The organism is Rathayibacter sp. CAU 1779 (assembly GCF_054551755.1).
Genome location: NZ_JBTOLK010000002.1, coordinates 246,293 through 272,968, shown reverse-complemented (window position 1 = coordinate 272,968; position 26,676 = coordinate 246,293). Strand labels below are relative to the sequence as shown.

Genomic DNA, 26,676 nt, shown 5'->3' with positions numbered 1-26,676 from the left:
GCAGGGGGCAGCACAAGTGAGAAGAACCTACGAAAGGACAAACGTGTCTTCACGTTCCCGCAGCAAGACCCGCCTCTCCCGGTCGCTGGGCATCGCCCTGACCCCGAAGGCAGCTCGCATCCTCGAGAAGCGCCCCTACGCTCCGGGCGAGCACGGCCGCACCAAGCGCAAGGCCGACAGCGACTACGCCGTTCGTCTGCGCGAGAAGCAGCGTCTGCGCGCCCAGTACGGCATCCGCGAGAAGCAGCTCCGCATCGCGTTCAACGAGGCCCGTCGCACCCAGGGCCTGACCGGTGAGAACCTCGTCGAGCTGCTCGAGATGCGTCTCGACGCGCTCGTGCTCCGCGCCGGCTTCGCCCGCACGACCGCGCAGGCCCGCCAGTTCGTCGTGCACCGCCACATCCTCGTCGACGGCAAGATCGTCGACCGTCCGTCGTTCCGCGTGAAGCCCGGACAGCTTGTCCACGTCAAGGCCCGCTCCGAGGGCTCCGAGCCGTTCCAGGTCGCGGCCGCCGGTGGTCACGCCGACGTGCTCGCCAAGACCCCGGCCTACCTCGAGGTCGAGCTCGACAAGCTGCAGGCGCGCCTCGTGCGTCGCCCGAAGCGCGCCGAGGTCCCGGTGACCTGTGACGTGCAGCTCGTTGTCGAGTATTACGCAGCGCGCTAGCGCGCTGCCTAATACTCAGCCGCGCTAGCGGCCAGAAAGCAGAGCCTACGCAGCACCTGGAATACAGTCGCGAAGCGTCCGATCTGTTTTAGTGGCCGTATGCGCCCGAGCAGCGGCGAAAAGTACCGATACGCTGAAGGGCGAGTCGTCTTGTGACGGCTCGCCCTTCGACGTATTCCCCGAGCGGAATGGATGGTGCGCCCTTGTCTGGTGGAGACATCGCCGGTCTGATCGCTGCAGGCGTCTTCGCCGTGCTCGTCGCCCTGCTGGCGGTCCCGCTGGTCAAGCTGGGCAAGGTCTTCGACCAGACGACCGACTCCATCAAGGAGGTCAGCGACGGGATCACTCCGATCCTGGAGGAGACCACGGAGACGCTGCGCGAGACGAACAAGCAGCTTGCCAGGGTCGACGCGATCACCCGCAACGTGCAGGATGTCACGGGCAACGTCTCGGCACTCGTCGCGCTGTTCGCGGCGACGGTCGGCGGTCCGCTGATCAAGCTGGCCGGCTTCAGCGCCGCCGTTCGTGCCGCGTTCCGCTTCGGGCGAGGAGGCGGGTCCGGCGCAGCCGGTCGTGGCGGCGCGGCCGGAGCCGACGGAGCCGAGTGAGCCGGTCGCACCTCGGCGTCCCGGCACGTGCCTCCGACTGCCGCACTAAACTGGATCGGGTTGTGCGGATGCCGCGCGCGCGACCACATCGGCGCCCACTCGTCCGAACGCTCGAACGATCGCTTCCGACCTGATCCGACGGCGTTCCAGGCACTGGCGTCCCATGCACTCCGAGCCCGACACCGAACACTGCATCACGTACTCAGCACCACCCAGCACCATGTTCAGCCACCGACCACAGGTCAACGACCCTAGGAGATCCGCCATGAAGAGCTTCCTCTGGTTCGTCGTCGGCATCGCAGCCGGCTTCGCGATCGCGCACCAGGTGAACAAGACCGAGCAGGGCAAGCAGTTCTTCGACGAGCTCGACCGCAAGGCGCACGACTTCGGCTCCGCCGTGAGCGACGGATACCGCAAGCGCGAGGCCGAGCTGCGCTCAGCCATCGACGAAGCAGAAGACACCATCGCCGGACTGTCCTGAGCGCGGATGCGGCGGCTGAAGCAGTCGACCGCATCCGGATCGGGATATCCCTTTCACCACCCTCCACGTAACGAACGGAACCATGCAGACCGCCGAGATCCGCCGTCGATTCCTCGACTACTTCGCCGAGCGCGGCCACACGATCGTGCCGTCAGCATCGCTCGTCAGCGATGACCCCACGCTTCTCTTCACCATCGCCGGCATGGTGCCGTTCGTGCCGTACCTGACCGGGCTCGTCCCGCCGCCGTATCCGCGCGTGGCGGACTCGCAGAAGTGCATCCGAACGCTGGACATCGAAGAGGTCGGCAAGACCCCGCGTCACGGAACGTTCTTCCAGATGCTCGGCAACTGGTCGTTCGGCGACTACTTCAAGAAGGACGCCATCCGGTTCGCGTGGGAGCTCCTGACCTCTCCGGAAGACGAGGGCGGCCTCGGGTTCGATCCGAAGGACCTCTGGGTCACGGTCTACGAGGACGACGACGAGGCGCGCCGCTACTGGCGCGAGGTGGCCGGGCTTCCGGATGAGCGCATCCAAGGCCTCGGCAAGGACACCAACTACTGGTCGACCGGCGTGCCCGGCCCAGCAGGACCATGCTCGGAGATCTTCTTCGACCGCGGCCCCGCGTACGGCATCGACGGCGGACCGGCGACCGACGACGACCGCTACGTGGAGATCTGGAACCTGGTCTTCATGCAGTACCTCCGCGGTGAGGGCACGGGCAAGACGGACTTCGAGATCATCGGCGAGCTGCCGAAGAAGAACGTCGACACCGGCATGGGTCTGGAGCGCGTGGCGTTCATCAAGCAGGGTGTCGAGAACTTCTACGAGATCGACGAGGTGCGACCGGTCCTCGACAAGGCCGCCGAGATCAGCGGCAAGACCTACGGCGCGAACCATGAGGACGACGTGCGGATGCGCGTCATCGCGGACCACGTGCGCAGCGCCCTCATGCTGATGTCCGACGGCGTGACGCCGTCGAACGAGGGACGCGGCTACATCCTGCGCCGCCTGCTCCGCCGCACGGTTCGTGCGATGCGTCTGCTCGGTGTCGAGACGGCGACGTTCCCCGCACTCTTCGCGGAGTCCCGCGACGCGATGAAGGCCACGTATCCGGAGGTCGCCACCGACTACGACCGGATCTCGCACCTCGCGTTCTCGGAGGAGGATACGTTCCTGCGCACCCTGGTCAGCGGTACGAGCATCCTCGACACGGCCGTCGCGAACACGAAGTCGTCCGGGCGGAAGGAACTCGCGGGTGACACCGCGTTCCTCCTGCACGACACCTACGGGTTCCCGATCGATCTCACGCTCGAGATGGCCGATGAAGCGGGGCTCACGGTCGACCGTGCCGCGTTCGACTCCCTCATGTCCCAGCAGAAGGCGCGGGCCAAGGCGGACGCCAGGGCCAAGAAGCGCGCGCTGGCGGACCTGTCCGTGTACAGCGACCTGCGCGGCAAGGGCGAGACGGTGTTCACCGGATACTCCGAGCTGCAGACCGAATCGCGCGTGCTGGGAATCATCGTCGACGGGGTCGCCGTGCCACGGGCATCCGAGGGGCAGATCGCGGAGATCATCCTCGCCGAGACGGCGCTGTATGCGGAGTCCGGCGGACAGGATGCCGATCAGGGCGTCATCGTCGGTCCCGGCTACGAGCTCGAGGTGCTCGACGTGCAGAAGCCCGTCAAGGGATTGATCAGCCACACGGTGCAGGTCGCGAGGGGCGAGGTCGGTGTCGACGACATCGCGACGAGCGTCGTGGACGCCGACTACCGTCGGGGCGCGCGACAGGCGCACTCGGGCACGCACATCATCCACGCGGCGCTTCGCCAGGTGCTCGGTCCCAACGCGCACCAGTCCGGCTCGTACAACAAGGCCGGCTACCTGCGCCTCGACTTCTCCTGGAACCAGGGTCTTTCGCCTGAGACGCGAACCGAGATCGAGGAGATCTCGAACAACGCGATCCGCGACGACCTCGAGGTGGTCACGCGTGAGATGCCGCTCGACGAGGCGAAGTCGCTCGGCGCCATGGCGCTGTTCGGCGAGAAGTACGGCGAGGTCGTGCGGGTCGTCGACATCGGCGGCCCGTGGTCGCGCGAGCTGTGCGCGGGCACGCACGTGTCGTCCAGCTCCGAGATCGGCATGATCAACCTGGTCAGCGAGTCCTCGGTGGGCTCCACGAACCGTCGCGTCGAGTCGCTCGTGGGCATCGAGGCGTTCCGCGACCTCGCGGTCGAGCGCACGATCGTGTCCCAGCTGAGCGGCACGTTGAAGACGCCGCGCGAGCAGCTCCCCGAGCGCATCAACGATCTTCTCTCCAGCCTGAAGGCCGCGGAGAAGAAGATCGCCGCGTTCGAGGCGCGGGCCGTGCTCGACCGCGTGCCGACACTTCTCGAGAAGGCGGAGCGAATCGGCTCCACCCGTCTCGTCGCGCAGAGCGTCGGCTCGCTCGGCTCCGCCGACGACCTGCGGATGCTCGTCACGACGTTGCGCGAACGCCTCGGCTCCGATCCCGCCGTCGTGGCTCTGGCCGCGGTGGTCTCCGACCGACCGATCGTCATCGTGGCCACGAACAAGGCGGCGCGAGATGCCGGAACGAAGGCCGGTCCGCTTGCGAAGGGCGCGGCATCCGTGCTCGGTGGAGGCGGAGGCGGCAAGGACGACCTGGCGCAGGGCGGCGGATCGGATGCCTCGGCGATCGATGCCGCGCTGGCATCCGTTCGGACCGCGATCGGATAGCGGCGTGCGCCCCGGAGTTCGCGTCGGCGTCGACGTGGGAAAGGCCCGGATCGGCGTGAGCCGGAGTGACCCCGACGGGATGCTCGCCCTCCCCGTCGAGACGGTCGCGCGTGCCGAAGACGGGAGCGACATCGCTCGCATTCAGGCGCTTGTGACGGAATTCGGAGCCGTCGAGGCTATCGTCGGACTTCCGTTGTCCCTCTCAGGAGCCCACACGCTCTCGACGGATGACGCCGTGGGATTCGCCGAGCGCCTCGCCGAGGCGAGCGGCATCCCGGTGAGGCTCGTGGACGAGCGCCTTTCCACCGTGACCGCGCAGTCTGCGCTCCGAGCATCCGGTCGGACCACGAAGAATTCGCGTTCGGTGGTCGATCAGGCGGCGGCCACGGTAATTTTGCAGCACGCGCTCGACGCAGAGCGTGCGAGCGGGAACCCCCCGGGAACGCTCGCGAACTAGGGCATGTCTGAGAATTCGGGGGTCGGCGAGGATGTGCTCGGGGTGGTCGATCGCAAAGAGCAGGAGGACGGTCTCACTGGTGGTGAGGCAGACGACGGCTCTGCAGCGAGCGGCTGCGCCGAGTGCACCGCAGCCAGCCCCGACTTCTCAGACCTGCCCTGGGTCGATTCCCGGCCCGTGAACAGAGTCGACCCGAGAACATTGGACTTCTGACGTGACGCATCCGAACCCGCCCGGCACGCCCCAGCCGGATCCGTCGCTCGATGACGAGCGACCGCCGATGACCCGGCGGGAGGCCCGCGAGCGCGAGGCACGTCTCGCCAAGGAGCGCGGCGAGGTCGTCGACCCGCCGAGCGGCGCGGTGCCGGTGTCCTATCCGCCGAGTGGCCAGATTCCGGTCTCGTATCCACCCAGCGGCCAGATCCCGGTCGCGGGAGACGCTTCGGACGGCGGACGCCAGAGCGTGGCCGAACCCGCGGGCTGGGACGGAGCACACCCCGTCACATCGCCGATCTCGGTGGAGTCCGTGCACACGGCATCCATCCCCATCGTCACGACGCCGACGGAGCTGCAGACCGCCCAGGGCGGCCGTCGGATCGCCGACGGCTACGCGGACAACGGGAACGATTCATCAGGCGAGGGCGATCTCGAGAACACCTTCTGGGGGAACCTCGGGGACAGCCCAGACGACGCTCGCCACAACGACGATCAGCGTCCGGCGCGGCCCAACACCTGGTCGAGCCTTGAGTATCCGACGGACGGCAAGGCCGCCAAACCGAAGAAGAAGCGCCGCTGGCTCACGACCACCATCGTGCTCGTCGTGATACTCGGTCTCATCGGCGCCGGTGGCGTCTACGTGTGGAACGCCTTCCAGCCGGAAGTGCGCAAGCTGCTCGCGCTGAACGAACCGACCGACTACACCGGCTCCGGCACGTCTCCCGTGACGATCACCATCAAGGACGGCGACAACGGCAGCGACATCGCGTCGACGCTGCAGAAGGCCGGAGTCGTCATGACATCGGATGCCTTCTACACACTGCTGCTGCACACCAAGCCGGATCCCGTGTTCCAGCCAGGCGTCTACCAGCTGAAGAAGCGCATGAGCGCGAAGTCGGCGCTGGCCGCACTGCAGGATCCGAAGAACAAGCTGGCGCGCACGCTCACCATTCCCGAGGGCGACACGGAAGCCGACATCCTTCCCGCGCTGGCCAAGACCACTGGTGTCTCGCTGCAGGATCTGCAGGCGGCGGCCGCGACCCCGACGGACTACGGACTGCCGTCGCAGGCGAAGAACCTCGACGGCTACCTGTTCCCTGCCACCTACACGTTCGATCCCGGCGTCGACGCGAAGACCGTCATCAAGACACTCGTCGATCGCGCGTTCAAGGCCTTCGACGCCGACGGCGTTCCCAAGGACAAGGTGTGGAACACCGTGATCCTCGCCTCCATCGTGCAGCGGGAATCCGGGAGCGTCGACGACATGGGCAAGGTGGCTCGCGTGTTCCAGAACCGCCTCGACCAGGGCATGCCCCTGCAGTCGGATGCCACGGTCACGTACGGCGCCGGTGCGAACACGATCTTCACCACGCAGGAGCAGCGGGATGACGCCGGCAACCTGTACAACACGTACGCCCACGATGGCTTGCCCATCGGTCCGGTCGGCAATCCCGGGGACGACGCGCTCAAGGCGGCGATGAACCCGACGCCCGGCGGCTGGCTGTACTTCGTCACGGTAGACCTCAAGAACGGCACCACCGTGTTCTCCAACACGGAGGCCGAGCACGATCAGGCCGTTCAACAGTTGCAGGACTGGTGCAAGGCGAGTGCGGCGAACGATGCTTACTGCCAGTGACGGCCCGCGCGAGCTCGCGGTCCTGGGCTCGCCGATCGCACATTCCCAGTCTCCGGCGCTGCATGCTGCGGCCTATCGAGCGCTCGGCCTTCCGTGGAGCTACGACCGCGCCGAGGTCACCTCTGCGACGCTCGGCGACTACGTGGCGAGCCGATCGGATGACTGGCGCGGCCTGTCCCTGACCATGCCGCTCAAGCAGTCCGTGCTGCCGCTCGTGTCGTCGCTCGACGAGATCGCCCGCGTGACGGGCGCCGCGAACACCATCCTGTTCGACACGGATGCGTCGGGTCGCCGGGTCCTCCGCGGATTCAACACGGACGTCATCGGGATCGTGCGCGCCCTGGCCGCCACCGGCACCACGCATGCCACGTCCGTGCTCGTGTGGGGCGGGGGGGCCACGGCGGCGTCCGCGGTCGTGGCGGCGGCCCAGCTCGGGGCGGAGCTCGTCACGGTGCAGGTCCGCGAGCCGGCTCGCGCCAAGCAGCTGATCGGACTCGGTCACGCGGTGGGGCTGCGCATGCAGATCCGTTCCTTCGAGGATCCGGTGACGGAGCGTCCGGACCTGGTGATCAGCACGCTGCCGGGCTCCGCGGGGAGCGGCGGCGCGGCGGCGCGGATCGTCAGGGGCGAGGCGACCGCGCGCGCGGCAGCCGAAGGCATCCTGCTGCTCGACGTCGCGTACGATCCCTGGCCGACGGAGATCGTCAGGGTATGGGACATGCGCGGTGCTGCATTCGGACGCAGCGCACCCCACAACGTGCTCTCCGGCCTGGCGATGCTCGTGCATCAGGCGCTGCTGCAGGTGCGCATCTTCGTGACGGGGGATCCGGAATGCGAGCTGCCGGACGAGCCGGTCGTGCTGGGCGCGATGCTGACGGCGGTCGGTCTGGACGCATCGGGACGCCCCGTCTGACGCCTCCGTGCGTGGCCGGGCGCCCCGCGCCCGCATGCCAGAATTGACACCATGCTTCGTTGGCTCACCGCTGGGGAATCGCACGGCCCCGAACTCGTCGCGCTCCTGGAGGGCCTGCCCGCGGGCGTGCCCGTCTCGATGGATGCCGTGCGCGCCGATCTCGCGCGCCGCAAGCTCGGCTATGGGCGCGGCGCCCGCATGAAGTTCGAGCAGGACGAGCTGGCGTTCTCCGGTGGCGTGCGTCACGGCCTCAGCATGGGAAGCCCCATCGCGCTGCGGATCGGCAACACGGAGTGGCCGAAGTGGGTCGACGTGATGAGCCCCGAGCCCGTTGACCCGTCCGTCCTTGCGACGGGTCGTGGTGCCGCGCTCACCCGCCCGCGTCCCGGTCACGCCGATCTCGTCGGCATGCAGAAGTACGGCTTCGACGAGGCGCGTCCCGTGCTCGAGCGTGCCAGCGCCCGCGAGACCGCTGCGCGGGTGGCGCTCGGCGCCATCGCGAAGGCCTTCCTCGCCGAGCTCGGCATCACCCTGGTCAGCCACACGCTGTCCATCGGACCTGTGCGTGTTCCCGACGGATCGCCGCTGCCGAGGCCGTCGGACGTGGACACTCTCGACGCGGATCCGCTGCGCTGCTTCGATCCCGCCACGTCCGAGCTGATGGTGGCCGAGGTGGATGCGGCGCACAAGGACGGCGACACGCTCGGCGGCATCGTCGAGGTGCTGGCGTACGGCGTGCCGGCAGGTCTGGGCTCTCACGTGCAGTGGGACCGCAAGATCGACGGCAAGCTCGCCCAGGCTCTGATGAGCATCCAGGCCATCAAGGGCGTGGAGATCGGCGACGGATTCGAGACGACGAGACGACGCGGATCCGCTGCGCACGACGAGCTGGTCACCGACGGCACGACCATCTCCCGCACCAGCGACAAAGCGGGCGGAACGGAGGGCGGCATGACGACCGGATCCCTCCTGCGCGTGCGCGCCGGCATGAAGCCCATCGCGACGATTCCGCACGCTCTGCGCACGATCGACGTCGCGACCGGCGACGCGGCGCCCGCACACCACCAGCGTTCCGATGTCTGTGCCGTCCCGGCCGCCGGGGTCGTGGCCGAGGCCATGGTCGCGCTCGTGCTCGCCGATGCCGTGCTGGAGAAGTTCGGCGGCGACTCGCTCGCGGAGACGCAGCGCAACCTGCGGGGCTACGTGGATGCCATTCCCGCGGCCCTGCACACCGAGACCGTGCGCGCGTGACCGTCGTTCTCATCGGCCCGCCTGCCGCCGGCAAAACGCGGGTCGGCAAGCGGCTCGCACGACGACTGGGCGTCTCGTTCATCGACACGGATGCCGTCATCGTGGCCAAGCACGGACCCATCTCGGGCATCTTCGCCGACCACGGCGAGTCGGAGTTCCGTGCCATCGAACGCACGGTGGTCAGCGAGGCGCTCTCGCTCGGTGGTGTGATCTCGTTCGGCGGGGGAGCTGTGCTCGATCCGCGCACGCAGGATGACCTGCACGATGTCCCGGTCGTGCTGCTGACCGTGACGCCCGAGGCCGCCGCGGCACGGATCACGGATGGCAAGCGTCCACTGGTGCAGGGCATCGAGTCGTGGCGCGAGCTGGTCGGCAAGCGCCTCCCGCTGTACGAGTCGCTGGCGGACTACACCGCGGACACGTCGCATCGCCCGATGTCGACGGTCGTCGAGGAGATCGCCGAATGGTACGAGGAACAGGAGCGCCCGGAAGCATGAGCGAGACGACGACCGAGTTACGGGTGACGGGAGCGAACGAGTACCCGATCCGGGTGGGCCGCGGGATCCGCTTCGACGCCGCGGAGCTGCTCGGCACCGGGGTTCGGAAGGTGCTGATCGTGCACCAGCCGACGCTCGCGGCAGCGGCATCCGAGTTGCGGACATCGCTCGCCGGCAGTTACGAGGTTCTGCTGGCCGAGATACCGGACGCGGAGGCCGCCAAGCGTGTCGAGGTCGCCGCATTCTGCTGGCAGATCATGGGGCAGGCGGACTTCACGCGGAGCGACGCGGTGATCGGTTTCGGCGGGGGAGCAGCAACGGATCTCGCCGGCTTCGTCGCCGCGACGTGGCTGCGCGGCGTGCGGCTCGTGCAGATCCCGACGACCGTGCTCGGCATGGTCGACGCGGCCATCGGCGGCAAGACCGGAATCAACACTGCTGAGGGCAAGAACCTCGTCGGTGCGTTCTATGCACCAGCAGGAGTGCTCTGCGACCTGGACACGCTCGATGCGCTGCCGCGGAACGACGTGCTCGCCGGCTACGCGGAGATCATCAAGGCCGGGTTCATCTGGGTTCCGGAGATCCTCGACAACGTGGAGGCGGATCTCGAGACCGCCATCGATCCGCACAGCGCCGTCTTCCGCCGCAACCTCGAGCTCGCCATCGACATGAAGGCGAAGGTCGTCAGCGAGGACTTCCGCGAGGCCGGGCTGCGCGAGATCCTCAACTACGGACACACGCTGGGGCACGCGATCGAGCACGCCGAGCGCTACCAGTGGCGCCACGGTGCGGCGGTCTCCATCGGCATGGTCTACGCCGCGGAGCTCGCACGGTTGAGCGGGCGGCTGTCGGATGCCGTCGCGGACCGGCACCGCAGCATCCTCGAGTCCCTGACGTTGCCGGTGAGCTACCCGGTGGGCCGCTGGCAGACGCTGCTGACCACCATGCAGCGTGACAAGAAGGCGCGCGGCGGCACGCTCCGCTTCATCGTGCTGGACGACCTCGCCCGGCCGACGGTGATGCAGGCTCCGGATCCGAGCCTCATGTTCGCCGCGTATCAGGAGATCGGCTCATGATCGTGCGGCGCATCGAACGCGGAGAGTGGCTTCAGGTGCGTGACCTCCGGCTGGACGCGCTGCAGGATCCGGATGCCGCGATCGCCTTCCTCGACACGTACGAGCAGGCCGCGGCCAAGCCGGACGACTTCTGGGTGATGCGCACGGAGAACTCCGCGCGCGGCGACCAGGCAGCACAGTTCGTGGCGGTCCGCGATGCCGGCGAGGATCACGAGGCGTGGGTGGGAACCGTGACCGTGCTCGTGCGGCAGGCGGGCACCCTGGACCATCTCGGTCGCGACGTGGACGCCGCCCGGGCCGACGTCGTCGGCGTGTACGTTCACCCGACGCACCGCGGCGACGGCACGATCGATCGGCTGTTCGAGGCCGCTGCCGCCTGGGCGGCGGAGATCGGTGCACGTGCACTGACCCTCGACGTGCACGCCGACAACCACCGCGCTCTGGGTGCGTATCGCCGCGCCGGGTTCGCGCCGACGGGCGAGACGATCACCGGGCCGATCGGTGCCGAGATCGTGATGTCCCGCGCGCTTGCGACGGCGTGATGACATCCGCTATCCGCATCGGGCGCGGAGCCTTGGCCACGTAGCCTCTCGCTTTCACGGGTCATCGGACGTGTACCACCGAAAACTGCAGTGGTACACTGGGGGCATGCCGACAACGCTGAGCCGAATCCAGGTCACGCAGACGCCTCCTGTGGCGCATGCCCTGGCCGTTGCCGAGAAGGAATGGCCGGGTGTCGCCAGAGCGGAACTCGTAGCGCGACTGATGGAGCGAGGAGCAGAGTCCGTCGAGACCTCTCGAGCACAGCGCCGGGAAGCGCGACGCAAGGCTCTCGAAGAGACACGGGGGACCATCGACTATCCACCGGGGTACCTCGAGGAACTCCGCAAGGACTGGCCCGAATGATCGTGTTGGACGCCAGCGTGGTCATTGCGCACTTCGCCATCACGGACAGCCATGCGGCCGAGGCGCTCGAGATTCTCGACACCGAAGAGGAGCTCGTCATCCATCCGATGAATCTGGCGGAGGCGCTGGTCCGGCCCGCCCAGACAGGCTCGGAGGTGACGGCATCGACACACATCAAGTCGATCGGAATCGAGCCGCTTGCCTCGCCCATGGATGAACCATTGGCGTTGGCACGACTCCGGGCCGACACTGGTCTGAAGCTTCCAGATTGTTGCACATTGGCGGCAGCTATCCGGGAAGGGGCCACGCTCGCGACGTTCGATGTGCGACTTGCTGCAGCTGGTCGAGCTCATGGTGTCGAGGTCGTCGGCGTGCCGACATCCTGAACCGCGATCTCATCCGGCACACGGAATCCCGTAGGGTGCCAACGTGACTGAAACGCCCCGCAGACTCCTGCTCGTGAACGGACCGAACCTCAACCTCCTCGGCGTTCGCCAGCCGGAGATCTACGGCACGGATGCTCTCGAAGACGTCGTCGCACTCGTCGAGCGCACGGCTGCGCAGCACGGGTTCGAGGTGCGCGCGGTGCAGAGCAACCACGAGGGCATCTTGATCGACGCGATCCATGAGGCCCGTACGGACTGTGCAGGCATCGTCATCAACCCCGGCGGCCTCACGCATACCTCCGTGGTGCTGCGGGATGCCCTCTCCAGCGTCGCCTTGCCCGTCGCCGAGGTGCACATCTCCGACGTGAACGCCCGCGAGGAGTTCCGTCGTTTCTCGTACGTGCGCGATGTGGCGGTGGTGCACGTGATCGGCGAGGGCGTTGCGGGGTACGGCATCGCGGTCTCCAAGCTCGTCGACGTCATCACCGGACAGGTCGACGGCTGAGCGCCGCCCGGCGAATTCCCTGCCGGCACCCGGTAGAATCGCCTGGTGGTCGGCGCCGTTGCGCGCCTTGACCGTCCGACTTCCCGCTCCCTCACTCGTACTTCGAAGGATCTTCACGCATGGCATCCGATACCGCTGACATCCGCAACGGCGCCGTTCTCAACATCGACGGCCAGCTCTGGACCGTCATCGAGTTCCAGCACGTCAAGCCGGGCAAGGGCGGTGCGTTCGTGCGCACCAAGCTCAAGAATGTGGTCAGCGGCAAGGTCGTCGACCGCACGTACAACGCGGGCACCAAGCTCGAGTTCGAGAACGTGGACCGCCGGGAGTACCAGTACCTGTACAGCGACGGCGACGGCTTCGTCTTCATGGACACGAGCGACTACGACCAGTTCACCGTTCCCGGCACCATCGTGGGCGACGCCGCGAACTTCATGCTCGAGAACCAGAACGTGACCATCGCCATGAACAACGGCAACCCGCTCTACGTCGAGCTGCCGGCATCCGTCGTGCTCGAGATCACGTACACCGAGCCCGGCCTGCAGGGCGACCGCTCCACCGGAGGCACCAAGCCCGCCACTGTGGAGACCGGCTACCAGATCCAGGTTCCGCTGTTCCTCGAGACCGGCACCAAGGTCAAGGTCGACACCCGCTCGGGCGACTACCTCGGTCGCGTCAACGACTAGTGGGGGCGCGCACCAAGGCACGCAAGCGCGCCATCGACATCCTCTTCAGCGCCGACGTGCGCGGCATCTCGTTCGCCCGTGCACTCGCCGACGAGGCGCAGCGCGCGGCCAACGAGCCGGCGCGTGAGGCGTCGTGGCTGTACGCCAGGGAGATCGTCGACGGCGTGATCGACCACAGCGACGAGATCGACGAGCTCATCCAGACGTATGCACAGGGCTGGACCCTGGAGCGGATGCCCGCCGTCGACCGCGCGATCCTGCGGATGGGCGTATGGGAGCTGCTCTACAACCCGGCGATCCCGGATGCGGTCGCCATCTCGGAATCGGTCGAACAGGCTACGATTTTGTCCACCGATGATTCCGCGAAGTTCGTCAACGGCCTGCTCGGAAAGATCGGTACCGCAGTTTCGCACTGATCCTGCTGAAGCGGATTCGAAAGCGCTCGGTCATGGTCGCACGACTCGCACTACGCATGGCCTTCGTGCTGCTGAGTGCGGCCGCGGCGCTCGTGCTCGCAGGATGCGCGTCACCCAATTCGCCGCTCTTGGCGCACCAGACGCAGACCGCTGTTCCGACGAGTTCGGGCGGGGTCCTTGACCTGAACGCCGGCGCGATCGTCGTGGGATCCGGTCCGACGATCGTCGACACGTACATCGATCCGCTGTGTCCGTACTGCGGAGCATTCGAGCGTGCCAACGGTAAAGCGCTCACCGCGCAGGTCAATGACGGCGCGATCACCCTTCGCGTGCATCCGATGAACTTCCTGGACCGCAACTCGCGCGGGACCTCGTACTCCTCTCGCGCCTCGAGCGCACTCGCTTGCGTGGCGGAGTCGACTCCGAAGGCCACGCTCGCCTACCTCGGCGAGTTGTACGACAACCAGCCGCAGGAGGGCACGGGCGGCCTGAGCGACAAGGGGCTCACGTCGCTCGCTCACGTCGTGGGGGCCGATGCCGCTGACGGCTGCATCACGTCGTATCGATACGCGCAGTGGGTCACGCAGATCACACAGAACGCGGTGAACGGACCCATTCCAGGGGCGGACATCAGAACGATCACCCAGACCCCGACGGTTCTGGTGAACGGGCACGTGTACGCGGGCGATATCACGTCCACGTCGACACTGCTGCAGTTCATCGCCGCAGGCGGCAAGTAGGGCCGACAGGGCACGGATGCCGTCCGCCCAGCATCGATCACGGCGTACGGTCGTACGCATGACGCACGACGAGGTTGCCGAGAAGGCACTGCTGAGCCGGTACCTCCAGGGCGCACGCGACGCATTGGCCTGGAAGCTCGACGGTCTCGGCGAACGCGCGGCCCGCATCCCGATGACCAGAACCGGCACCAATCTGCTCGGCCTGGTGAAGCATGTCGCGAGCATGGAATACGGATACTTCGGCGAGGTGTTCGGCCGCGATCCCGGCGTGCAGATGCCGTGGCTCGACGACGGGGCCGAGGCGAACGCCGATATGTGGGCCACTGCGGATGAGTCGATCGAGTGGATCCGATCCTTCTACAGGAGCGCGCAAGCCTTCAGCGACGAGACCGTCGCCGAACTCGACCTGGACGCGCCGGGCGTCGTCCCGTGGTGGCGCCCGGAACGGCAGAATGTCACGTTGCGACAGATCATGGTGCACCTCATCGACGAGACGGCACGCCACGCGGGCCACGCCGACATCGTGCGGGAGCTCATCGATGGCGCTGCAGGGCTGCGCCGCGGCGTCACGAATCTCCCGGACCAGGACGACGAGTGGTGGACGCTATACCGCGCTCGACTGCAGGCGGTGGCGGACGGATTCGGAGAGTAGACGCCGGAACTCGGAGCTCTCGGGGCGAAGGGGATGACCCGTCACGAGGGGCCGGATCCGTTGATAGGTTGATCGGGTCCGGTCGGCCGCGCGATCCTGCGGATGCGTCTCCCTCGACGATCGGCACGACCGCCGCACACTGAACGACGCACCCGACCACGGCTGCACCGTGCCGACCCGAAAGCATCCGATGTCCCGAACCCTCGCACGCCGCATCGGCGCCGTCCTCCTCGGGGCTGCGCTCGTCGCCGGGCTCGCAGCCTGCACCCCGTCCGCTCCGAACGCCGCGACGGATGGCAGCCCCGAGCAGCAGAAGATCACCCTGCCGACCGGAGTGAGGGGCGCGGCGGACTTCGACAAGGGCGCACTCGTCGTCGGCGACGGCAAAACCGTCGTCGACACGTACATCGACCCGATGTGTCCGTTCTGCGGAGAGTTCGAGAAGGCGAACGGACGGTCCCTCGCCCAGAAGGTCGACGACGGGACGATCACGCTGCGCGTGCATCCGCTGAACTTCCTCGACCGAAACTCCCAGGGCACGAACTACTCGTCCCGGGCGGGCAGCGCGCTCACCTGCGTCGCGGCATCCGATCCGAAGGCAACGCTGACGTACCTCGCCGCGCTTTACGCGAATCAGCCGGAGGAGGGATCGTCCGGGCTGACCGATTCCAAGCTGAAGTCGCTCGCGCACTCGGTGGGAGCGACATCCGCCGACTCGTGCATCACCTCGCACCGCTACGCGAACTGGATCTCGGTCAACAACGATGCGGCACTGCAGGGACCGATCAAGGGCGCCGACATCAAGGCCGTCACGCAAACGCCGACGGTGCTGATCGACGGACACCAGTACAAGGGCAGCATCACGGACACCTCCGCGTTGATGAAGTTCATCGCCGCCGGCGGCAAGTAGCCACGAACTCACGCCGCGCGGTTTCGTCGGCCCTGTCATCGGACGACTCGTCGCAGGACGACCTGCCGCCAGACTCCGACACGCTTCGAGACACCGGCCGAACCACGCCGCGGCAGCGAGGCAGCCGGTATCGTCCTGGCATGGCAGCGCAGTCCAACCCCTCCCGCGCGGCGACCTCCCGCGGAGATGCGCTGCGTGAGCGGATCGTGGACGCCAACGACGGCATCATCGCCACAGCCGGCATCATCGAGGGCTTCCTCGGCGCGGGGGCCGGCGACGCCGCCGTCATCTTCGCGGCACTCATCGGGATGATCGTCGGCGGCCTCGGACTCGCTGCTGCCAAGTACGCCGAGGTTGCGATGCAATCGGACGCCCACCGCGCGATCATCGAGGGGGAACGCCGACTCCTCGCACTCTCACCGGACGAGGAACAGGCCGAGCTGGCCGCCCTGTTCCGCGAGAAGGGGGTGTCGCCCGAGCTCGCCGCCCGCGTAGCGGAGGAGCTCTCGACGAGCGACGCCCTCGCCTCACAGCTCGAGCTGGAGTACGGCATCACGCTGGGTGACGAGCCGCGACCACTGGTCACGGCGGGGGCCGCGTTCGGCGCGTTCCTGCTGGGCGCAGTCATCCCGTTGGCCGCCGCACTGTTGGCGCCGGACGACGTGCGCGCCGTCGTGACGCTGGGCGCCGTCGTGATCGCACTCACGCTCACCGCTGCCATCGCCGCCAGGTGGGGCGGCATCCGGTTGTGGCGCACCGTCACGCGCACCGTCCTGATCGGCGTGTTCGCGATCGGTGCGAGCCTCGGCGCGGGATACCTGCTCACGCACTGACTGCCTGCCGCACGAACGCGCTGTGCCCTCGCGTGTGCTGATAGGGTTGGTGGAGTTTGGCAACCTTTAAGGGCCGTCCTGTGAGGCGGGGAAGGGGGTCGGCATGACGGCACGTACAGTGCTGCAACAGGCTGACATCGCCCGGGCGTTGACTCGGATCGCACACGAGATCCTGGAGTCCAACCGGGGTTCAGGCGATCTCGTGCTCCTGGGCATTCCGACGCGCGGCGTCGCTCTCGCCCAGCGCATCGGATCCACCATTGCGCGCATCGAAGACGGCTCGGCGCCGCCGGTGGGTGCGCTCGACGTGACCATGTACCGGGACGACCTGGCGAAGCATCCGACGCGTTCTCCCGCGCCCACGAGCGTGCCGGTGTCGATCGACGGCAAGACGGTCGTCCTGGTCGACGACGTGCTGTTCTCCGGACGCACGATCCGTGCTGCACTCGACGCGCTCAGCGACCTCGGCCGCGCGAAGGCCGTGCGGCTCGCCGTGCTGGTAGATCGCGGGCATCGCGAGTTCCCGATCCGGGCGGACTTCGTGGGCAAGAACCTGCCGAGCTCCACCCGTGAACGCATCAACGTGCGAGTGAGCGAGGTGGACGGCGAGGACGCCGTCACCATCGACGGCGGCGACGCCGACTCCTCGATCGCGGAAGGAGACGACGCCTGATGCGCCACCTGCTTTCCACGCGCGACCTCGATCGCGACACGGCCGTCGGCATCCTCGACGTCGCTGAGGACATGGCGGATGTCGCCACCCGCGAGGTCAAGAAGCTCCCGACCCTGCGCGGCAAGACCGTGGTCAACCTCTTCTTCGAGGATTCGACGCGCACACGCATCTCGTTCGAGGCGGCCGCCAAGCGGCTCTCGGCGGACGTGATCAACTTCAGCGCGAAGGGATCCAGCGTCTCCAAGGGCGAGAGCCTCAAGGACACGGCGCAGACGCTTGCGGCGATCGGCGCCGACGCGGTGGTCGTCAGGCACTCGGCATCCGGAGCCCCGCACACGCTCGCCGCCAGCGGATGGATCGACGCGGGGATCCTGAACGCAGGCGACGGAACGCACGAGCATCCGACGCAGGCCCTGCTCGACGCCTTCACGATGCGCAAGCGCCTGCACGGCGGCGCCAGCCGCGGCAAGGCGCTGGACGGCCTGCATGTGGTGATCGTGGGCGACATCCTGCACTCCCGCGTCGCCCGCTCGAACGTCTGGCTGTTGGACACGCTAGGGGCCGAGGTCACGCTCGTCGCACCGCCAACGCTGCTGCCGGTCGACACCGGACTGTGGCCGGCACGGATCGGTTACGACCTCGACGCGGCAATCGACGCCGATCCGGACGTCGTGATGATGCTGCGCATCCAGGCGGAGCGCATGAACGCGGCGTTCTTCCCGAACACGCGCGAGTACTCGCGCACCTGGGGACTGGACGCCGAGCGGTTGGTCAGGTTGCGCCCGGATACGATGGTCATGCATCCGGGCCCCATGATCAGAGGCCTGGAGATCTCCGCCGCAGCCGCCGATTCGCCGCGCTCGCTCGTGCGCGATCAGGTCGCGAGCGGTGTCTCTGTGCGCATGGCTGCGCTCTATCTGCTGCTGTCGGGCGATCGGGAGGTCGGTTAGGTGTCACGCGAAAAGTTCTTCATCCAGGGCGCGACACTCGCCGACGGCACGCGCACGGACATCCTCGTCGCAGACGGTGTTCTGACGGTCGGAGTTGACGCCGCGGATGCCGCTCAGGACGCGACCCGCATCGACGCGTCCGGCCTCATCGCGCTGCCCGGCCTCGTCGATCTGCACACGCACCTCCGCGAGCCCGGCTTCGAGCAGAGCGAGACCGTCCTCACCGGCACGCGCGCCGCGGCCGCGGGCGGATTCACGACGGTCTTCGCGATGGCGAACACCTCGCCGGTGGCCGACACAGCTGGCGTTGTCGAGCAGGAGCTCTCGCTCGGCCTCGCCGCCGGATACGCAACCGTTCAGCCCATCGGGGCCGTCACCGTAGGACTGGCAGGGGAGCGGCTGGCGGAGCTCGGCGCCATGGCTGCATCCCGCGCGCGGGTGAGGGTGTTCTCGGACGACGGCATGTGCGTCTTCGACCCGTTGCTGATGCGTCGCGCGCTCGAATACGTCAAGGCGTTCGACGGCGTCATCGCCCAGCACGCGCAGGAGCCTCGACTCACCGCGGGGGCTCAGATGAACGAGGGCGCGCTCTCCGGCACGCTCGGCCTCGCCGGGTGGCCCGCCGTCGCCGAGGAGTCGATCATCGCCCGCGACGTGCTCCTCGCCGAGCACGTCGGCAGCCGCCTGCACGTGTGCCACGTCTCCACAGCAGGATCCGTCGACATCATCCGCTGGGCCAAGGCACGCGGCATCGATGTCACCGCCGAGGCGACGCCCCATCACCTCCTCCTCACCGAAGATCTCGTCGCCGGCTACGACGCCAGGTACAAGGTCAACCCGCCGCTGCGGCGCGCCGAGGACGTGCAGGCCCTGCGCGAAGCGCTCGCCGACGGCACCATCGACATCGTCGCGACGGACCACGCGCCTCATCCCATCGAGGCCAAGGACTGCGAATGGGATGCCGCGGCCAACGGCATGGTCGGCCTGGAGTCGGCCCTCAGCGTCGTGCACAAGGCGATGGTGGAGACCGGGCTGATGGAATGGTCGGATGTGGCCCGCGTGCTGTCCGAGACGCCGGCCAGGATCGGCCGTGTGAACCGCGGGACGTCCGTCGCCACCGGCAATCGCGCCGACCTCACGCTCTACGACCCAGCAGGTGGCGGCGTCTTCGACGCCGACCGGCTGGCAGGCAAGGGCGTCAACTCGCCGTACCTCGGACGTGAGCTGCCAGGACGCGTGCGCTGGACCTTCCACGACGGCACGGCAACGCTGCGGGATGGCGAGCTCATCGCCCCCGACGAGGCAGCATCACTGGCCCGAGGAACCGGACCGGCCCCCGACAACGGAGCCACGAGCGCGGAGGTGCTCCATGGATAAGCTCTGGCCGACCCTGCTGATCCTCGTGGTCCTCGTGCTGGTCTTCCTCGGCATGTGGCTCGGCTGGCGACGGCGGGCACGACGAGACTCGGCGCTCGAGGTTCCCACCGTGCTCGAGGATGCCGGCACGACGCTCGTCACCGTGCAGGCGCTGCACGTGGCGACCACGTACCACGACAAACCGCTGGACCGCGTGGTCGTTGCCGGCCTCGCGTTCCGCTCGACGGCATCCGTCACGGTCTCCGATGGCGGCGTCACCCTGACGGCGCCGGGGGAGAGCAGCGTGGCGATAGCGGCATCCGCGATCCTGGGCGCCGGAGCGGCGACGTGGACCATCGACCGCACCGTCGAACGCGACGGTCTCCTGATGATCGCGTGGCGAACGGTCCCCGCCGATGCCGAAGGGCCGGTGCTCGACACATACCTGCGCGTGACGGATCCCGATGAGCGACGACGACTCGTGGCGGGCATCCGCAGCATCAGCACGACGACAGACGGCGCCGACGATGTCGCCACGGATGAGACAACTGACAAGACCACCGGAAGCGAGGCCTGACATGTCAGACGACCAGAACCTGCCACAGGAGCAGGAGCAAGCAGCACAGGCGTCGGAAACGCAGCACGACGCAGCTCAGGACGGCGCGCACGCCGCGGAGGTGCCCGAAGCGCCGCAAACGCCGCAGGTCGAGTTCTCCGCCCCGTCGGCGGCAGCGGCCGGCGCCCGACGCGAACCGGCAGTGCTCGTCCTGGAAGACGGCTCCCGCTTCGAGGGACGCGGATACGGCGCCCTCGGCCGCACGCTCGGCGAGGCGGTCTTCGCCACCGGCATGACCGGCTACCAGGAGACGCTCACCGACCCGTCGTACGCCGGCCAGATCGTGCTCATGACGGCGCCGCACATCGGCAACACCGGCATGAACGACCTCGACATGGAGTCGAAGCGCATCTGGGTCGCCGGATTCGCGGTGCGCGAGCCGTCCCGCGTGGTCTCCAACTTCCGCTCTCAGCGCAGCCTCGACGACGACCTCGCCGCGAACGGCATCGTGGGCATCAGCGGCATCGACACCCGCGCGGTCACCCGTCACCTGCGCTCGGCGGGCGCCATGCGCGCCGCCATCTTCTCCGGAGCGGATGCCTTGACCAGCGCGAGCGAGCAGCTCGAGTTCGTGCGCAGCGGCGCCGACATGCGCGGGCTGAACCTCTCCGCCGTGGTCTCCACACCGCAGCCGTACACGATCCCGGCGCGCGGGGAGCGGATCGGATCCGTCGCCGTGCTCGACCTCGGCGTCAAGACGAGCACACTGAACTACCTCGCGGAGCGCGGATTCGACGTGGTCGTTCTGCCCGAGTCCGCCACGGCCGACGACATCATGGCGCTGCAGCCGAGCGCCCTGTTCTACTCGAACGGACCGGGCGACCCCGCGGCATCCGACCAGCATGTCGAGCTGCTGCGCACCGTGCTGCGCAACGACGTTCCGTACTTCGGGATCTGCTTCGGCAACCAACTCCTCGGCCGAGCGCTCGGCTACGGAACGTACAAGCTGCCGTTCGGCCACCGCGGCATCAACCAGCCGGTGCTCGACCGTGCGACCGGCCGCGTGGAGATCACGGCCCACAACCACGGATTCGCGGTGGACGCGCCGATCGACGCCGTGAGCGAATCCGCAGCCGGATTCGGACGCGTCGAGGTCAGCCACTACGACCTCAACGACAACGTCGTCGAGGGCCTGAACTGCCTCGACATCCCCGCGTTCAGCGTGCAGTACCACCCGGAGTCCGCGGCCGGACCGCACGACGCCAACTACCTGTTCGACAGGTTCCGCGACATGGTCATCGAGTCACAGGGCGGCGGGGGCCGCAAGAAGTCGAAGAAGAATAAGGGAGCCGCCTGAGCCATGCCCAAGAGACAAGACATCTCCAGCGTCCTCGTCATCGGCTCCGGCCCCATCGTCATCGGGCAGGCGTGCGAGTTCGACTACTCGGGAACCCAAGCGTGCCGCGTGCTGCGCGAGGAGGGCGTGCGCGTCATCCTGGTCAACTCCAACCCGGCGACGATCATGACCGACCCGGACTTCGCCGACGCCACCTACGTCGAGCCCATCACGTGGCAGGTGATCGAGACGATCATCGCCAAGGAGAAGCCGGATGCCATCCTGCCCACCCTCGGCGGCCAGACCGCCCTCAACGCCGCCATGCAGCTGCACGAGCACGGCATCCTCGAGAAGTACGGGGTCGAGCTGATCGGCGCCAAGTTCGAGGCCATCCAGAAGGGCGAGGATCGCCAGATCTTCAAGGAGCTGGTCATCGAGTGCGGAGCGGATGTCGCAGACTCCCGCATCTGCCACACCATGGACGAGGTGCTCGCAGGCGCCGCCGAGCTCGGATATCCGCTCGTCGTCCGCCCCAGCTTCACCATGGGCGGGCTCGGATCCGGCTTCGCGTATGACGAGACCGACCTGCGCCGCATCGCGGGCGCCGGCCTGCACGACTCGCCGACGCACGAGGTGCTCCTCGAGGAGTCCATCCTCGGCTGGAAGGAGTACGAGCTCGAGCTGATGCGCGACACGGCCGACAACACGGTCGTCGTCTGCTCCATCGAGAACGTCGACCCGGTCGGCGTGCATACGGGCGACTCCATCACCGTCGCACCGGCGCTCACGCTCACGGACCGCGAGTATCAGCGGCTGCGCGACATCGGCATCGACATCATCCGCGCGGTCGGCGTGGACACCGGCGGCTGCAACATCCAGTTCGCGGTGAACCCCGTGACGGGTCGCGTGATCGTCATCGAGATGAACCCGCGCGTGTCGCGCTCGAGCGCGCTGGCCTCGAAGGCGACGGGCTTCCCGATCGCGAAGATCGCAGCGAAGCTGGCGATCGGCTACCGGCTCGACGAGATCCCGAACGACATCACCCGGGTCACGCCGGCGAGCTTCGAGCCGACGCTCGACTACGTGGTCGTCAAGGTGCCGCGGTTCGCGTTCGAGAAGTTCCCGGCCGCCGACCCGACGCTGACCACGACCATGAAGTCGGTCGGCGAGGCGATGGCGATCGGCCGCAGCTTCGCGAGTGCGCTGCAGAAGGCGCTGCGATCCCTGGAGAAGAACGGATCGTCGTTCCACTGGGGCGAGGAGTCGCGCGGCCTCGAGGAGCTGCTGCAGACATCCGCGATCCCGACGGACGGCCGGATCGTCACCGTGCAGCAGGCACTGCGCAAGGGCGCGAGCATCGAGGACGTCTACGCGGCGACGGGCATCGACCCATGGTTCCTCGACCAGATCGTGCTGATCAACGAGGTCGCCGACCAGATTGCGGGCGCCGGCATGCTCGACACCGACACGATGCTGCTCGCGAAGGACCACGGCTTCTCGGACGCCCAGATCGGCCAGCTGCGCGGCTTCGGCGAGGCCGAGGTGCGCGAGGTGCGTCACATCCTCGGCGTGCGTCCCGTGTACAAGACGGTGGACACGTGCGCGGGGGAGTTCCCGGCGCTCACGCCGTACCACTACTCGAGCTACGACAGCGAGACCGAGGTGGAGCCGAGCGACAAGCGCAAGGTCGTCATCCTCGGCTCCGGTCCGAACCGCATCGGCCAGGGCGTCGAGTTCGACTACTCGTGCGTGCACGCGTCGTTCGCACTGCACGACGCAGGGTTCGAGACGATCATGATCAACTGCAATCCGGAGACGGTCTCGACGGACTACGACACGAGCGACCGCCTCTACTTCGAGCCGCTCACGCTCGAGGACGTGCTGGAGGTCATCCACGCCGAGTCGCAGTCCGGTGAGCTCGTCGGCGTCGTCGTGCAGCTCGGCGGGCAAACGGCTCTTGGCCTCGCCAAGGGGCTCGAAGCGGCAGGGGTTCCCATCCTCGGCACGACACCGTCCGCCATCGACCTGGCCGAGGAGCGCGGGCTCTTCAGCGAGATTCTGGAGAACGCCGGCCTGCTCGCACCCCGGAACGGCACCGCGTACGACGTGCTCGGCGCACAGGCCGTCGCTGCCGAGATCGGCTTTCCCGTGCTCGTCCGGCCGAGCTACGTGCTCGGCGGTCGCGGCATGGAGATCGTGTACGACGCGCCGTCGCTCGACGACTACTTCGTGCGCGTTGCGGACCAGGCGATCATCGGACCAGGGCATCCGCTTCTCGTCGACCGGTTCCTGGACGACGCCACCGAGATCGACGTCGACGCACTGTACGACGGCGAGCAGCTGTACATCGGCGGTGTCATGGAGCACATCGAGGAGGCCGGCATCCACTCCGGCGACTCCAGCTGCACGCTGCCGCCGGTCACGCTCGGCCGCGCCGAGATCGACAGGGTCCGCGAGGCGACGCTGAAGATCGCCGAGGGCATCGGCGTGCGCGGCCTGCTCAACGTGCAGTTCGCCATCGCGGCCGGCGTGCTCTACGTGCTCGAGGCGAACCCTCGCGCGAGCCGCACGGTGCCGTTCGTGTCGAAGGCGCTGGGCATCCCGCTCGCGAAGGCGGCCAGCCGCATCATGGTGGGCGAGTCGATCGCTTCGCTCAAGGATGTCGGTCTGCTGCCCGCACAGGACGGATCGGTCGTGCCGCTCGACGCCCCCGTCTCGGTCAAGGAGGCCGTGCTGCCGTTCAAGCGGTTCCGCACCCGCGACGGCCAGATGGTCGACTCGGTGCTGGGACCCGAGATGCGCTCCACCGGCGAGGTGATGGGCATCGACCGCGACTTCCCGCGCGCCTTCGCGAAGAGCCAGACCGCCGCGTACGGCGGGATGCCACTGACCGGCACCGTCTTCGTCTCGGTGAGCGACCGTGACAAACGGTCCATCGTGCTCCCGGCACTTCGCCTCGCCCAGCAGGGCTACCGCCTGGTGGCCACGGAGGGCACCGCCGAGGTGCTGGCCCGCAACGGCATTGCCGCGGACACCGTGCGCAAGTTCAGCGACGAGCCCGCCGGCGACGAGCCGAGCATCGTCGACCTGATCAACAGAGGCGAGATCGACATCGTCGTGAACACCCCGAGCGGTCGGTCCGCGCGCGCCGACGGATACGAGATCCGCGCTGCGGCCGTCGCCGCGGACATCGCGCTGTTCACCACCATCGCCGAGCTGAGCGCGGCTGTGGCCTCGATCGACGCGATCCGCGAGGGCTTCGACGTGCGATCACTCCAGGAGTACGCGATCGACAGGGCAGGAAGGGCGTGACCATGGCGCAGCCGGGGGGAGTGCAGGCAGCGGACAACGAGGACCCGCCCGCGGCGGACGGATTCGGAACTCGTCTCGGGCGCACCGTCGCGGAACGCGGCGGCCTCTGCGTGGGGATCGACCCGCACTCCTACCTGCTGGCCGACTGGGCGCTGCCCGACGACGCCTCAGGCGCTCGTGAGCTCGGCCTCAGGGTCGTGGAGGCGGCGGCAACGGGCGGCGCAGGAATCGTCAAGCCCCAGGTCGCGTTCTTCGAACGCTTCGGCGCCGCCGGGTATGCAGCGCTGGAGGAGGTGCTCGCCGCGGCTCGCACCGCAGGACTCCTCGTGATCGCGGACGTCAAGCGGGGCGACCTCGGCACCAGCGTCGAGGCCTACGGAGAGGCCTGGCTCACGCCGGGCGCCCCGCTCGAGGCGGACGCGATGACGGTGTCCGCGTTCCAGGGCGTCGGATCCCTGGCCGCGCCGATCAGACTCGCCGCGGACTCCGGCAAGGGACTGTTCGTGCTCGCCGCGACGAGCAATCCCGAGGCCGCCGCGATCCAGACATCCGTGGTCCGTGATTCGGGACGATCGGTGGCCCGTGCCATCATCGATGATGTGACGGTTCAGAACCAGGCGATCGGGCACGAGGCCGGCCCGCTCGGTGTCGTGCTCGGCGCGACGCTCGACCTGTCCGTCTTCGGCATCGACGTGTCATCGGCACCCTCACCGACACTGCCTGTGCTCGCACCGGGCTTCGGACACCAGGGCGCACGCCTCGACGACGCAGCGAGCATCTACGGCGAGTACGCCAGGATGCTCGTGGTCAGCGAATCGCGCAGCATCCTGTCCGCCGGACCCGATGGCCTCGCCCACACCATCGCCACTCGCGCCGCCGAGGTGCGAACCGCACTTGCCTGACCATCCGACGCCGCAGCCCCCGCTGCATACCACCCCCGAGACAATGCCCGACACCGCAACCCGTTCCCAGCGCATCCGTCCCCCCGAGGTCGACCGCGTCGCAGCATCGCGCGCCGCCGTCGCCGCCCGCCGCGCGCGTGCCGCGGTGAAGACCGAGATAGCGGCCGGCACGCGGTCGCCCGTCGAGGTGCTCGACACCGCCACCCGGAATCCGTCAGGGCCGGAGGGCACCATGCGGATCACCGACTTCCTGATGAGCCTCAAGGCCATCGGGGCGACGAAGACCGCCGACATCCTGTCCCGCCTCGAGATCGCGCCCGTCAAGCGGCTGGGCGGCCTCGGCAAGCACCAGCGCGCGCGTCTCCGCGAGTTCCTGATCGAGCGTTTCGAGCGGCCCGCGACGAACCATCGCACGCGGCTCACGGTGCTCGCCGGTCCGACCGCCGTCGGCAAGGGCACTGTGGCGCGGCACATCCGGGAGAACTACCCCGACGTGCTCCTCTCCGTCTCCGCCACGACACGCACGCCGCGACCCGGGGAGGTCGACGGCGTCGACTACTACTTCGTCGACGACGCCGAGTTCGATCGCATGATCGCCGAGCACGAGCTGCTCGAGTGGGCCAAGGTGCACAACAGCCACCGATACGGCACGCCGCGCGCTCCGATCGAGACCGCGCTGGCCGACGGCCGCAGCGTGCTGCTCGAGATCGATCTGCAGGGTGCACGCCAGGTGCGCGCCGCCATGCCGGATGCCGTGCTCGTCTTCCTGGCTCCGCCCAGCTGGGACGAGCTGGTGCGCCGACTCATCGGCAGAGGCACCGAATCGCAGGAGGAGCAGCACAGGCGCCTGGCGACGGCGAAGGTGGAGCTGGCCTCCCAGGACGAGTTCGACGCCCGTGTCGTGAACAGCACCGTGGCCGACGCAGCGCGCGAGGTCGTAGACTTGATGGAAGTGCGCGCGCGCCTGCCGCGCCGCGCCGCAACGTCATCCGGTCGCTGAACGTCGAAGTCATCAGCT

At 68.1% G+C, this 26,676-nt stretch carries 28 protein-coding genes; all 28 read left to right on the top strand.

All coding sequences use genetic code 11. The features are described 5' to 3' along the window. The first annotated feature begins 43 nt into the window (after window positions 1–43). The 28 genes from rpsD to gmk all read left to right on the top strand — a co-directional run bounded on the left by rpsD (window position 44) and on the right by gmk (window position 26,658). Window positions 44–667: a 30S ribosomal protein S4 gene (gene rpsD, locus ACX9R5_RS12210; protein WP_459409309.1), complete on the top strand. Its 624-nt coding sequence runs from the start codon at window positions 44–46 to the stop codon at window positions 665–667. A gap of 203 nt (window positions 668–870) precedes the next feature. Next, entirely contained in the window at window positions 871–1,275 is a 405-nt protein-coding gene (locus tag ACX9R5_RS12205; RefSeq protein WP_459409308.1) for a DUF948 domain-containing protein, read from the top strand. A gap of 265 nt (window positions 1,276–1,540) precedes the next feature. Next, complete coding sequence (locus ACX9R5_RS12200) at window positions 1,541–1,756, top strand: hypothetical protein (protein WP_459409307.1); 216 nt, start codon at window positions 1,541–1,543, stop codon at window positions 1,754–1,756. Between the two features lie 82 nt (window positions 1,757–1,838). Further along, entirely contained in the window at window positions 1,839–4,493 is a 2,655-nt protein-coding gene (gene alaS, locus ACX9R5_RS12195) for an alanine--tRNA ligase (protein ID WP_459409306.1), read from the top strand. Between the two features lie 4 nt (window positions 4,494–4,497). Continuing rightward, complete coding sequence (gene ruvX, locus ACX9R5_RS12190; RefSeq protein ID WP_459409305.1) at window positions 4,498–4,950, top strand: Holliday junction resolvase RuvX; 453 nt, start codon at window positions 4,498–4,500, stop codon at window positions 4,948–4,950. Between the two features lie 214 nt (window positions 4,951–5,164). Continuing rightward, window positions 5,165–6,802 carry an endolytic transglycosylase MltG gene (mltG, locus tag ACX9R5_RS12185; RefSeq protein ID WP_459409304.1) on the top strand — a complete coding sequence of 546 codons (1,638 nt, stop codon included), beginning with the start codon at window positions 5,165–5,167 and terminating at the stop codon, window positions 6,800–6,802. After that, window positions 6,786–7,715 (top strand): shikimate dehydrogenase family protein, encoded by a 930-nt coding sequence (locus ACX9R5_RS12180; RefSeq protein WP_459409303.1) that lies wholly within the window; start codon window positions 6,786–6,788, stop codon window positions 7,713–7,715. The genes mltG and ACX9R5_RS12180 overlap by 17 nt, the downstream gene beginning before the upstream one ends. Window positions 7,716–7,766: 51 nt before the next feature. Next, entirely contained in the window at window positions 7,767–8,966 is a 1,200-nt protein-coding gene (gene aroC, locus ACX9R5_RS12175) for a chorismate synthase (RefSeq protein WP_459409302.1), read from the top strand. Next, window positions 8,963–9,463, top strand: a complete 501-nt coding sequence (locus ACX9R5_RS12170; RefSeq protein ID WP_459409301.1) for a shikimate kinase — start codon at window positions 8,963–8,965, stop codon at window positions 9,461–9,463. Before aroC ends, ACX9R5_RS12170 begins: the two co-directional genes overlap by 4 nt. Next, the gene (aroB, locus tag ACX9R5_RS12165; RefSeq protein ID WP_459409300.1) at window positions 9,460–10,539 is read left to right on the top strand and encodes a 3-dehydroquinate synthase; all 1,080 of its coding nucleotides are present in this window, start codon (window positions 9,460–9,462) and stop codon (window positions 10,537–10,539) included. Before ACX9R5_RS12170 ends, aroB begins: the two co-directional genes overlap by 4 nt. Continuing rightward, window positions 10,536–11,081: a GNAT family N-acetyltransferase gene (locus ACX9R5_RS12160; RefSeq protein WP_459409299.1), complete on the top strand. Its 546-nt coding sequence runs from the start codon at window positions 10,536–10,538 to the stop codon at window positions 11,079–11,081. Before aroB ends, ACX9R5_RS12160 begins: the two co-directional genes overlap by 4 nt. Before the next feature lie 106 nt (window positions 11,082–11,187). Beyond that, entirely contained in the window at window positions 11,188–11,445 is a 258-nt protein-coding gene (locus tag ACX9R5_RS12155) for a hypothetical protein (protein WP_459409298.1), read from the top strand. Further along, window positions 11,442–11,831, top strand: coding sequence for a type II toxin-antitoxin system VapC family toxin (locus ACX9R5_RS12150; RefSeq protein WP_459409297.1), 390 nt, complete (start codon window positions 11,442–11,444; stop codon window positions 11,829–11,831). The genes ACX9R5_RS12155 and ACX9R5_RS12150 overlap by 4 nt, the downstream gene beginning before the upstream one ends. Before the next feature lie 43 nt (window positions 11,832–11,874). After that, on the top strand, window positions 11,875–12,336 hold the full coding sequence (locus ACX9R5_RS12145; protein ID WP_459409296.1) for a type II 3-dehydroquinate dehydratase: 462 nt from the start codon (window positions 11,875–11,877) through the stop codon (window positions 12,334–12,336). 119 nt (window positions 12,337–12,455) lie between these two features. Continuing rightward, a complete protein-coding gene (gene efp, locus ACX9R5_RS12140) occupies window positions 12,456–13,022 on the top strand; it encodes an elongation factor P (RefSeq protein WP_170023821.1) in 567 nt (188 codons plus the stop codon). Continuing rightward, a complete protein-coding gene (gene nusB / locus ACX9R5_RS12135; RefSeq protein ID WP_459409295.1) occupies window positions 13,022–13,438 on the top strand; it encodes a transcription antitermination factor NusB in 417 nt (138 codons plus the stop codon). Before efp ends, nusB begins: the two co-directional genes overlap by 1 nt. Before the next feature lie 32 nt (window positions 13,439–13,470). Further along, entirely contained in the window at window positions 13,471–14,178 is a 708-nt protein-coding gene (locus ACX9R5_RS12130) for a DsbA family protein (protein ID WP_459409294.1), read from the top strand. 58 nt (window positions 14,179–14,236) lie between these two features. Then, window positions 14,237–14,830, top strand: a complete 594-nt coding sequence (locus ACX9R5_RS12125; protein ID WP_459409293.1) for a DinB family protein — start codon at window positions 14,237–14,239, stop codon at window positions 14,828–14,830. Between the two features lie 190 nt (window positions 14,831–15,020). Continuing rightward, complete coding sequence (locus ACX9R5_RS12120) at window positions 15,021–15,740, top strand: DsbA family protein (protein ID WP_459409292.1); 720 nt, start codon at window positions 15,021–15,023, stop codon at window positions 15,738–15,740. 140 nt (window positions 15,741–15,880) lie between these two features. Further along, window positions 15,881–16,573, top strand: coding sequence for a VIT1/CCC1 transporter family protein (locus ACX9R5_RS12115; protein WP_459409291.1), 693 nt, complete (start codon window positions 15,881–15,883; stop codon window positions 16,571–16,573). A 103-nt stretch (window positions 16,574–16,676) separates the two neighbouring features. Further along, window positions 16,677–17,246, top strand: coding sequence for a bifunctional pyr operon transcriptional regulator/uracil phosphoribosyltransferase PyrR (gene pyrR / locus ACX9R5_RS12110; protein ID WP_459409290.1), 570 nt, complete (start codon window positions 16,677–16,679; stop codon window positions 17,244–17,246). Further along, entirely contained in the window at window positions 17,246–18,196 is a 951-nt protein-coding gene (locus ACX9R5_RS12105; RefSeq protein WP_459409289.1) for an aspartate carbamoyltransferase catalytic subunit, read from the top strand. Before pyrR ends, ACX9R5_RS12105 begins: the two co-directional genes overlap by 1 nt. Continuing rightward, window positions 18,197–19,573, top strand: a complete 1,377-nt coding sequence (locus ACX9R5_RS12100) for a dihydroorotase (protein WP_459409288.1) — start codon at window positions 18,197–18,199, stop codon at window positions 19,571–19,573. Continuing rightward, window positions 19,566–20,129 (top strand): PH-like domain-containing protein, encoded by a 564-nt coding sequence (locus tag ACX9R5_RS12095; protein WP_459409287.1) that lies wholly within the window; start codon window positions 19,566–19,568, stop codon window positions 20,127–20,129. The genes ACX9R5_RS12100 and ACX9R5_RS12095 overlap by 8 nt, the downstream gene beginning before the upstream one ends. A gap of 181 nt (window positions 20,130–20,310) precedes the next feature. Beyond that, on the top strand, window positions 20,311–21,465 hold the full coding sequence (gene carA, locus ACX9R5_RS12090; protein WP_459409678.1) for a glutamine-hydrolyzing carbamoyl-phosphate synthase small subunit: 1,155 nt from the start codon (window positions 20,311–20,313) through the stop codon (window positions 21,463–21,465). A 3-nt stretch (window positions 21,466–21,468) separates the two neighbouring features. Then, a complete protein-coding gene (gene carB / locus ACX9R5_RS12085) occupies window positions 21,469–24,756 on the top strand; it encodes a carbamoyl-phosphate synthase large subunit (protein ID WP_459409286.1) in 3,288 nt (1,095 codons plus the stop codon). A gap of 2 nt (window positions 24,757–24,758) precedes the next feature. Further along, window positions 24,759–25,658, top strand: coding sequence for an orotidine-5'-phosphate decarboxylase (gene pyrF, locus ACX9R5_RS12080; protein ID WP_459409285.1), 900 nt, complete (start codon window positions 24,759–24,761; stop codon window positions 25,656–25,658). A gap of 43 nt (window positions 25,659–25,701) precedes the next feature. Further along, complete coding sequence (gmk, locus tag ACX9R5_RS12075; RefSeq protein WP_459409284.1) at window positions 25,702–26,658, top strand: guanylate kinase; 957 nt, start codon at window positions 25,702–25,704, stop codon at window positions 26,656–26,658. Window positions 26,659–26,676: the final 18 nt, after the last annotated feature.